Below are 5,238 nucleotides of genomic sequence, written 5' to 3'. Positions count from 1 at the left end.
GGGAGATCGCGGCAGCGCCGCCGTCCGGGCCCGGTGGGGCGGGGCCCGGACGGGCGGCGTGATCCCGGCCCCGCTGTCCGAGGCGGCCGGTAGGCTTCTGGGATGACCATTCCGGGCTCTTCCGCCGAGACCTCCGATGCCCTGCAGGTGCTCCACCGCGTCTTCGGGTACGACTCCTTCCGCGGGGAACAGCAGCAGATCATCGAGCAGGTCGTGGGCGGCGGGGACGCCCTGGTCCTGATGCCGACGGGCGGCGGCAAGTCGCTCTGCTACCAGATCCCGGCGCTGGTCCGGGAGGGCGTCGGCGTGGTGATCTCCCCGCTGATCGCCCTGATGCAGGACCAGGTGGACGCCCTCACCGCCCTCGGGGTGCGGGCGGGGTTCCTGAACTCCACCCAGGAGTCCTGGCAGCGGGCCGAGGTGGAGCGGGCCTTCCGCGAGGGCGAGCTGGACCTCCTCTACCTGGCCCCGGAGCGGCTGCGTTCGGAGGGCACCCGGCGCCTGCTCGACCAGGGGAAGGTGTCCCTCTTCGCGATCGACGAGGCGCACTGCGTGGCCCAGTGGGGCCACGACTTCCGGCCGGACTACCTGGCCCTGTCGATGCTCCACGAGCGCTGGCCCGAGGTGCCTCGGATCGCGCTGACGGCCACCGCCACCGAGGCCACGCACGCCGAGATCGCCGCGCGGCTCGGCCTGGAGGGGGCGCGGCACTTCGTCGCCAGCTTCGACCGGCCCAACATCCAGTACCGCATCGCCCCCAAGGACAATCCGCTGCGGCAGCTGCTGGCCCTGATCCGGGCCGAGCACGAGGGCGACGCCGGCGTGGTCTACTGCCTGTCCCGGGCCTCCGTGGAGAAGACCGCCGCCTTCCTGGCCGAGCAGGGCGTCGCCGCCGTCCCGTACCACGCGGGCATGGACGCGGCCACGCGCGCCGCGAACCAGTCCCGGTTCCTCCGCGAGGACGGCGTGGTGGTGGTCGCCACCATCGCCTTCGGCATGGGCATCGACAAGCCCGACGTGCGCTTCGTGGCCCACCTGGACCTGCCCAAGTCCGTGGAGGGCTACTACCAGGAGACCGGCCGCGCCGGCCGGGACGGCGAGCCGGCCACGGCCTGGCTGGCCTACGGCCTGCAGGACGTGGTCCAGCAGCGGAAGCTGATCGACGGCTCGGAGGGGGACGAGGCGCACCGCCGGTCCCTGGCCGCGCACCTGGAGGCCATGCTCGCGCTGTGCGAGACGGTCGAGTGCCGCCGCACCCGTCTGCTCGCCTACTTCGGGCAGAGCTCGGAGGGTCCCTGCGGGAACTGCGACACCTGCCTGACGCCGGCCGAGTCCTGGGACGGCACGGTCGCGGCGCAGAAGCTGCTGTCCACGGTGTGGCGGCTGGCCCGGGAGCGGCGCCAGAAGTTCGGGGCCGGGCAGATCATCGACATCCTCCAGGGCAAGAAGACCGCCAAGGTCATCCAGTTCGACCACGACGGGCTGTCGGTGTTCGGGGTGGGCGCGGACCTGTCCACGGCCGAGTGGCGCGGGGTGGTCCGCCAGCTCCTGGCCCAGGGCCTCCTCGCGGTGGAGGGGGACTACGGGACCCTGGTCCTGACCGACGCGAGCGGGGAGGTCCTCGGCGGCAACCGCAGCGTGCCGCTCCGCAAGGAGGCGGCCCCCGCGCGGGCCGCGGGCGGCCGCAAGGAGGGCGGCGGCCGGTCGCGGGCCTCCCGGATCCCCGCGGACCTGCCCGCGGAGGCCGTGCCGCTGTTCGAGGCGCTGCGCGCCTGGCGGGCCGCGACCGCCAAGGAGCAGGGGGTCCCGGCGTACGTGGTCTTCCACGACGCCACCCTGCGCGAGATCGCCACGCTGCGGCCCGGCACGGTCGAGGAGCTGTCCTCGGTGGGCGGGGTCGGCGAGGCCAAGCTCGCCAAGTACGGCGAAGGGGTGCTGGCGGCCCTCGGGGAGGCGGCCGGTGGAGCTGCCCCGGAGGCTCCCGCCGCGCCCGCGCCCGCCGCTCCGGCAGCCGGCCGGAAGGGCGGGGCGGCCCCGTCGGACGAGGAGGAGCCGCCGCCCTTCGACGAGGACTTCGACCCGCCGTGGGACGACTGGGAGTAGGAGGACGGGCCGGGGCCGGCGGCCCCGGCCCGGTCCGTCACTGGTTCTTGGCGCCCAGCGTGAAGAGCAGGTAGACGAAGAAGGCGAACAGGTGACCCGCGACCAGGTACGCGAACAGCCTGATCACCAGCCCCCGCGGGAACTTCGCCTCGATGCGGGCGCGGACGGTCGGCGGTCGGCCGGACTCCTCCATGGTGGTTTCCCCTCGGTGCGGCGCGCGGGTGCGCGCGGTCAGGGCCGCGGGGCACCCGCGCCCAGGCACAGCCCGGCGAGGGTGCTCTGCAGCAGAGTGTGGACGAAGAGCAGGTCGGCCCCGGCTCCGGTCACGGCGGCGATCCGGTGCGGGGTGAGCGAGTCGAAGTGGGCGCTGTCCCCGGGCTCCAGCCGGTACTCGGTGTCCCCGAGCCGCAGGCTGAGCCCGCCCTTGAGCACGTACAGCCACTCCTCGCCCGGGTGCACGCGGACCAGCTCGCTCTGGCCGCGGCCGTGCGGCACGTGCACGCGGAGGGCCTGCATGCCGCGGCCGGAGGAGCCGGCCTGCCAGTACGTCCAGCCGTCGGCCTCGCGGGCGCCCGGGCCGCCGGCCCGGACCACCGGGTCGGCGGCGGGCAGCGCCTCGCCCAGGAGTTCGGATACCGTCGTACCGTAGGCGCGGGCCAGTCCGAGCAGCATCGGCAGGGAAGGCTGGCGGCGGCCGGTCTCCAGCCGGGACAGGTGGGCCGGGGAGAGTCGGGCCCGGGCGGCCGCGGCCTCCAGGGTCAGACCGGTACGGCGGCGCAGGGCGCGCAGCTGGGGGGCCACCTCCGGCAGCTCGGCGGCCGGACCGGACTCCTCCGCCGCCCGCTCGGACGGGTGCTCGGGGGCTGGGGTCATGACCCGATTGAGCCAGAACCTTGCCTGACGGGCAAGCCGTCTTGCCTCCGGGGCAAAAGCGGGTCGACCGGCCGGGTCGGGCGGGGTGCGTCCCGGGGTGCCGGGGGCGCGGAGACCGATCGGATCAGGCCGAACCGGCCCGCAGGCGCCGGGTGACCTCGCCGAGGCCGTCGGCGATCGCGGTCAGCTGCTCGGGGGTGAGCACGTCCACCAGGTGGGCGCGGACCGCGGCGACGTGACCGGGCGCCGCGCCCTCCAGGAGTTCGCGGCCGCTGTCGGTGAGGACGGCGAAGACCCCGCGGACGTCGGAGGGGCAGCTGCGGCGGCGCACGAGGCCGGCCTTCTCCAACTGTCCCACCTGGTAGGTCAGCCCGCTCTTGGAGTTGATCAGCGCGTCGGCCAGCTCCGTCATGCGCAGTTCCCCGTCGGGGGCGGCGGAGAGCCGCACCAGGATCTCGTACTGGGCGTGGGAGAGCCCCGAGTCCTCTTTCAGTTGCTGGTCGAGGCGCCGGTTCAGCAGCGCGCCGGCCGCGAGGAAGGCCTTCCAGGCCCGCATCTCGCCGTCGTCCAGCCATCTCGTTTCTGCCATGGTCACAGCTTACGGCAGTTGTTCAAATTCGAATCACGCGGTAGGTTCGGAGTCCCGGTGGTTCGAATTTGAACACCGAGCGGCGCGGGCCCTCCGGGGCCGGCCGGGCGCACACTGAGGAGAGGAACCACGATGACCGGCGCGACCCCCGGGCGGATGCCCGCCCTCTACCTCAGCCACGGCGCACCCCCGCTCGCCGACGACCCCGTGTGGCCGGGCGAGCTCGCCGCCTGGTCGGCCGGGCTGCCCCGACCGACGGCCATCCTGATGGTCTCGGCCCACTGGGAGGAGGCTCCGCTCGCCCTCGGCGCGGTGGAGCCCGTGCCCCTGGTGTACGACTTCTGGGGCTTCCCCGAGCACTACTACCGGGTCCGCTACGACGCCCCCGGCGCTCCCGCCCTCGCCGAACGGGTCCGCAAGCTGCTGCGCGCCCCGGGCGCCCCGGTCCAGGACATCCCGGACCGCGGCCTCGACCACGGTGCCTACGTACCGCTGGTCGAGATGTTCCCGGAGGCGGACGTCCCGGTGCTCCAGGTGTCCATGCCGACCCTGGACCCGGTCCGCCTGATGGAGATCGGCCGCAAGCTGGCCCCCCTGCGCGACGAGGGCGTGCTCGTCGTCGGCAGCGGATTCTTCACCCACAACCTCGCCGCCCTGCGACACACCGGACCCGGGGTCCCCGGCTGGTCCGCCGAGTTCGACGACTGGGGTCGCCGGGCCCTGGACGCGGTCGACGTCGACGCCCTGCTCGACTTCGAGAACAAGGCGCCCGCCGGACGACTGGCCCACCCCCGCACCGAGCACTTCGCGCCGCTGTTCGTGACCCTCGGCGCCGCCGAGGGGGACCTGCACCGCGCGCACACCGCCGTGGACGGCTTCTGGATGGGCCTGGCCAAGCGCTCCCTCCAGTTCGGCTGACCCGGCCGGACCCGCCGCACCGCGGTACGCACCTTTCCGACTTCCCCCCACAGAGAGAAGCCGCCTGTCATGAGCTCGATCAGCAGCACCACCCGGGGCGCCACCGCGCCGCTCGTCTCCGCCGCCTCCCCGACCGCCGACGAGGCCCGCCTGCGCGCCCACGACGCGGGACTGCTCCTGCTGCGCGTCGCGGTGGGGCTGGTCATGGTCGGGCACGGGGCGCAGAAGCTGTTCGGCTGGTTCGGCGGCGGGGGAGTCAGCGGGACCGGCGCCTTCTTCTCCTCCAGCGGCTACCCCGCGGGCGAGTTCCTCGCGGTGGTCGCCGGACTGTCCGAGACGCTGGGCGGGATCGGGCTGGCGCTCGGACTGCTCACCCCGCTGGCCGCCGCGGCCGTGGCCGGGACCATGGTCAACGCCCTCGCCGTGACCTGGAGCGGCAGCTTCTTCGCGGGCAAGGGCGGGGTGGAGTACGAACTGCTGCTGGTGGCGGTCGCCGCCGCCCTCGCGCTGACCGGCCCGGGCCGGTACGCCCTGGACCGGTTCCTGCCCGTGGTCCGCGAGCACCGACTGCGCCACGGCGCCGCGGCCCTGCTGCTCGCGGCCGTGCTCGCGGCGGTCACCCTGCTGGTCCGCTCCTAGGCGGAGTCTGGCCCGGGACGGCCGTCCTGCTCGTCGTCGGCGAACACGACGCGCTGTTCAGCAGCGCCGACGTGGCCTTCGCCGCCGACAGCGAGTCCGTGCACGCCTTCGAGCAG

Annotated in this window: 6 protein-coding genes; 3 read left to right on the top strand and 3 right to left on the bottom strand. The window is 74.4% G+C overall.

Translation table 11 applies throughout. The annotated features are described in order from the left end of the window. Nucleotides 1–102 precede the first annotated feature (102 nt). Nucleotides 103–2,103, top strand: a complete 2,001-nt coding sequence (recQ, locus tag ABTZ17_RS36195; protein WP_352200071.1) for a DNA helicase RecQ — start codon at nt 103–105, stop codon at nt 2,101–2,103. Nucleotides 2,104–2,140: 37 nt separating this feature from the next. On the opposite strand, the gene ABTZ17_RS36190 is transcribed toward recQ, so the two are convergent. The 3 genes from ABTZ17_RS36190 to ABTZ17_RS36180 form a co-directional block, all read right to left on the bottom strand. Next, nucleotides 2,141–2,296: a DUF6126 family protein gene (locus ABTZ17_RS36190; RefSeq protein ID WP_352200070.1), complete on the bottom strand. Its 156-nt coding sequence runs from the start codon at nt 2,294–2,296 to the stop codon at nt 2,141–2,143. A 38-nt stretch (nt 2,297–2,334) separates the two neighbouring features. Next, on the bottom strand, nt 2,335–2,976 hold the full coding sequence (locus tag ABTZ17_RS36185) for a helix-turn-helix domain-containing protein (protein WP_352200069.1): 642 nt from the start codon (nt 2,974–2,976) through the stop codon (nt 2,335–2,337). A 124-nt stretch (nt 2,977–3,100) separates the two neighbouring features. Then, a complete protein-coding gene (locus tag ABTZ17_RS36180) occupies nt 3,101–3,565 on the bottom strand; it encodes a MarR family winged helix-turn-helix transcriptional regulator (protein WP_352200068.1) in 465 nt (154 codons plus the stop codon). Between the two features lie 132 nt (nt 3,566–3,697). Between ABTZ17_RS36180 and ABTZ17_RS36175 the strand changes: the two genes are divergently transcribed. Continuing rightward, nucleotides 3,698–4,483, top strand: coding sequence for a dioxygenase family protein (locus tag ABTZ17_RS36175; RefSeq protein WP_352200067.1), 786 nt, complete (start codon nt 3,698–3,700; stop codon nt 4,481–4,483). Between the two features lie 69 nt (nt 4,484–4,552). After that, the gene (locus tag ABTZ17_RS36170; protein ID WP_352200066.1) at nt 4,553–5,122 is read left to right on the top strand and encodes a DoxX family protein; all 570 of its coding nucleotides are present in this window, start codon (nt 4,553–4,555) and stop codon (nt 5,120–5,122) included. Nucleotides 5,123–5,238: the final 116 nt, after the last annotated feature.

The sequence above is a fragment of the Streptomyces sp. NPDC097619 genome (assembly GCF_040302735.1).
Classification (GTDB): Bacteria; Actinomycetota; Actinomycetes; order Streptomycetales; family Streptomycetaceae; genus Streptomyces.
The sequence above is the reverse complement of the archived record's forward strand: the minus strand, read 5'-3'. Positions and strand labels throughout refer to the sequence as shown.

Excerpts from the sequence above, each read along its gene's own strand:
- ABTZ17_RS36190 (WP_352200070.1), bottom strand. The coding sequence starts at position 2,296 with ATGGAGGAGTCCGGCCGACCGCCGACCGTCCGCGCCCGCATCGAGGCG.
- recQ (WP_352200071.1), top strand. The coding sequence starts at position 103 with ATGACCATTCCGGGCTCTTCCGCCGAGACCTCCGATGCCCTGCAGGTG.
- ABTZ17_RS36175 (WP_352200067.1), top strand. The coding sequence starts at position 3,698 with ATGACCGGCGCGACCCCCGGGCGGATGCCCGCCCTCTACCTCAGCCAC.
- ABTZ17_RS36170 (WP_352200066.1), top strand. The coding sequence starts at position 4,553 with ATGAGCTCGATCAGCAGCACCACCCGGGGCGCCACCGCGCCGCTCGTC.
- ABTZ17_RS36185 (WP_352200069.1), bottom strand. The coding sequence starts at position 2,976 with ATGACCCCAGCCCCCGAGCACCCGTCCGAGCGGGCGGCGGAGGAGTCC.
- ABTZ17_RS36180 (WP_352200068.1), bottom strand. The coding sequence starts at position 3,565 with ATGGCAGAAACGAGATGGCTGGACGACGGCGAGATGCGGGCCTGGAAG.